Raw genomic sequence first — 3484 nt, 5'->3', positions numbered from 1 at the left:
CTGTGTATTAATTTACCATGATATTTTCATAATTGATGCAAAATAAAAAATCGAAACATTCCTCAATTTTCGACAAATAATTACATAGCCCCCAAACAAAAAAACGCTAAGATAATAGCGTTTTTAAAGAAAATGAGCTTGTAAATTCCTTATAATATCAGCCCAAATTGTTTCATACTATTTTCTACACGAACTTCTAGTTACCCTGAGGATTGTTTTTTACGAGTAAGACCTACCAAAGGTATACTAGTCCAAAAATAATAATAAATCTTTTGGTATGGAGACTTAGTGGATGGAAAGTTTTACTATATAATATATAAAGATAAACTAATAGGAGGAACTAAGGTTGAGTATTTGGTTATTTAGAGCTGGATCAAATGGAGAATATGAAAGTAAGTTTTTGAATGACAAGAGAATATATCTAACTTGGGATGACTTAGATATAAATTTGAAAAATTTCAACAAAAAAGAAGATCTCTACATGTTTCTTGTAGACAAGTATGATCTAGAAAAAGAAAAAACAGCGATAAATTGGGCCTCTCAAATCTATCCCATAGCCCATAGAATGAAAATAGGGGATTGGGTTGTACTTCCAAGCAAGATAAATAGAACGATACATTTTGGGAAGATTGTAGGAGATTATAATTATGATAAAAGCTTAGGAAGTCCATATTATCATTACAGAGAGGTAGAATGGTTTGCAGTTGATATTCCAAGAGATAAATTTGAACAAGATATCTTATATTCAATGGGTGCTTTTATGACTGTATGTAGGATACATAAAAATAATGCAGAAGAGAGAATTAAGATAATGTATGAAAATAATTGGAATATAAAGGATAAAACTATACCTCAAAAAATTGATGAATCAGATGAGGAGATACGATTTGATTTAGATGAGTACATATTTGATAGAATTTCTGATTATATAATCAAGAAATTTAAAGGCCATAAAATGGAGATTTTGGTTGAAGAAATATTAAAAGCCAAGGGATTCACAACCTATCGAAGTCCGGAAGGTGCAGATAATGGGGTAGATATCTTAGCAGCTTCTGATATTTTAGGATTTGGTTCAACAAAAATTTGTGTTCAAGTAAAAACCGCTGATTCACCTATTGATAGACCTACGATGGATCAATTAATAGGAACAATGAGTAACTTTAATGCAGACTATGGATTGTTGGTCTCCTGGACTGGATTCAAGACCTCTGTGATAAAAGAAATTCCAAAACAGTTTTTTAAGGTAAGACTATGGGATTCAAAGAAAATTATAGAGCAACTCTTTGAAAATTACGATAAATTGAGTGATGAAATTAAAACTGAAATACCTTTAAAAAGGGTATGGATGTTAAATATGGAGGAATAAAAAACCTGCAAACTAAATGTATGTGTATTTTGATTGAAAACTGCAGCATCGCCTCGAAAGTAGTAAATGGATTTCTCCATAATGGTCTAACGAAGTGGTAAGAAAAAACAAGTTTTGCTTGGATTGGCATAACCCATTTTTCAAAGGGAAGCTGACAGAAGCCGTAGCACAAGTAATTTAGTTATTAGATAAAAGTAATAAATAATGTCTATTAATAGCACTAAACACCCGAATTTGATGATTCGGGTGTTTATTTTATAATGCTTATTTTCGGGCTCAGCTTTTTTCTTTAATCCTCTAAGTCCAACTCGTTAACCTTATTCCCTTAAAATAACCACGGGTAGAGCAAGATATGGAACTGATAATGAACCTTAACAAAAGACATGCAATCGTGGACAAGTTTGCAAACATCTAGGAATGACCTATTATAGAATGAGCAGAAAGAGAGGGGATACTTATCCGTAGACATTTTACTCTGTTAATTCTGATTACATTACACAAAATAACAACATAGAGAGGAAGTTTGTTTTGGTCTTTAGCTCAGTCATATTTTTGTTTTGCTTTTTACCGCTTGTTCTTACACTTTATTTCGCTGTTCCGTTCAAATTTAAAAATACTATTCTTTTACTATTCAGTTTAGTCTTCTATGCTTGGGGCGAACCGAGGTATGTGGTTCTCATGATATTATCCATTCTCATTAACTATGGGTATGGGGTTTGGATCGATAAATCGGAAAATCACGAGAAAAAGAGAGTCTGGATTCTAACGTTTGCAATCGTTGTTAATATCGGACTTCTCGGCTACTTTAAATATGCCAACTTCTTTGTTGATGTAATCAATGCCGCACTTCAAACCAATCTTCATTTGGACCCTGTACCTTTGCCTATAGGAATTTCTTTTTATACGTTCCATGCTCTTAGTTATTTGATTGATATATTCAGAAAAAAAGAAAGAGCGCAACGAAATCTCTTCAGCTTGGCGCTGTACATTACATTTTTCCCGCAGCTTGTAGCAGGTCCTATTATTCGCTATAATGCCGTCGCTGAACAACTTAGCAAACGCGTTTTTTCTTCCATACAATTCGCCGAGGGAATTAAGCGCTTCATTCTTGGGTTGTCTAAAAAAGTACTCTTAGCCAATCCTCTTGGGTCCGTAGCAGACACCGTGTTCGCCACTTCTGCAATGGATCTTTCAACTGGAAGCGCTTGGATTGGTATTATCGCTTATACCTTACAAATCTATTTTGATTTCTCAGGCTACAGCGATATGGCTATCGGTTTAGGTAAAATGTTTGGATTCGAGTTCGCAGAGAACTTTCATTATCCATACATTTCAAGGAGCATTTCTGAGTTCTGGAGACGCTGGCATATCTCTCTTGGCAGTTGGTTTAGAGATTATGTTTATATCCCGCTTGGCGGAAACAAGGTTGCTGCTTGGAAGGTATATCGCAATTTATTTATAGTGTGGGCACTAACCGGTTTTTGGCACGGAGCCAGTTGGACGTTCATTGCATGGGGTGCATATTACGGAATTCTAATCGCTTTAGAAAAAGCTGGTCTTGAAAAGATGCTTTCCAAGATTTATCCGTTAAACCATGTTGTTGTGTTGCTGCTTGTCATGATTGGATGGGTGTTCTTCCGCGCTGACAATTTTGGATATGCAACAGAATTCATTGCTTCCATGTTCTATACCCGGGACAACGAAATATTCGATTCTCTGGCACTCTCGTTGCTATCTTCCAATTGGTTCTACTTTGTCATTGCGATGATTGTTGCCACGCCGGTATATCCAAAACTGCAAACATTGCAATGGAGTAAGTCGATGATAAAAGTACAAACCGTTTTTGGAATGCTGTTCAACTTTTTCCTTTTTACAGAAGTGATTTTGTATCTTATTAATTCTACGTATAACCCTTTCTTGTATTTTAGATTTTAATTTTTCAAAAGGAGTATCGAAGTGAATAAACATATTTCAATCGTTTATATGGCCACATTTTTAGCTATTATTTATGGTTTCGCAATTGTTACCTTCATTTCTCCGGATAAAGAGATTTCCGCCATCGAAAATCGGACGTTACGTAAATTTCCGGAGATCAGCCTCGCAGCCGTTACAACAGGC

General features: G+C 35.0%; 2 protein-coding genes. Both read left to right on the top strand.

Translation table 11 applies throughout. The features are described from left to right. Window positions 1-346 precede the first annotated feature (346 nt). Entirely contained in the window at window positions 347-1366 is a 1020-nt protein-coding gene (locus AYJ08_RS04565; RefSeq protein WP_064016766.1) for a restriction endonuclease, read from the top strand. 528 nt (window positions 1367-1894) lie between these two features. Beyond that, window positions 1895-3301: an MBOAT family O-acyltransferase gene (locus tag AYJ08_RS04560; protein WP_064016765.1), complete on the top strand. Its 1407-nt coding sequence runs from the start codon at window positions 1895-1897 to the stop codon at window positions 3299-3301. Window positions 3302-3484 lie beyond the last annotated feature (183 nt).

This window comes from Brevibacillus sp. SKDU10 (assembly GCF_001645205.1).
Taxonomy (GTDB): domain Bacteria; phylum Bacillota; class Bacilli; order Brevibacillales; family Brevibacillaceae; genus Brevibacillus_B; species Brevibacillus_B halotolerans.
Note: the sequence above shows the minus strand (reverse complement) of the source record. Positions and strands in the feature narration are given on the sequence as shown.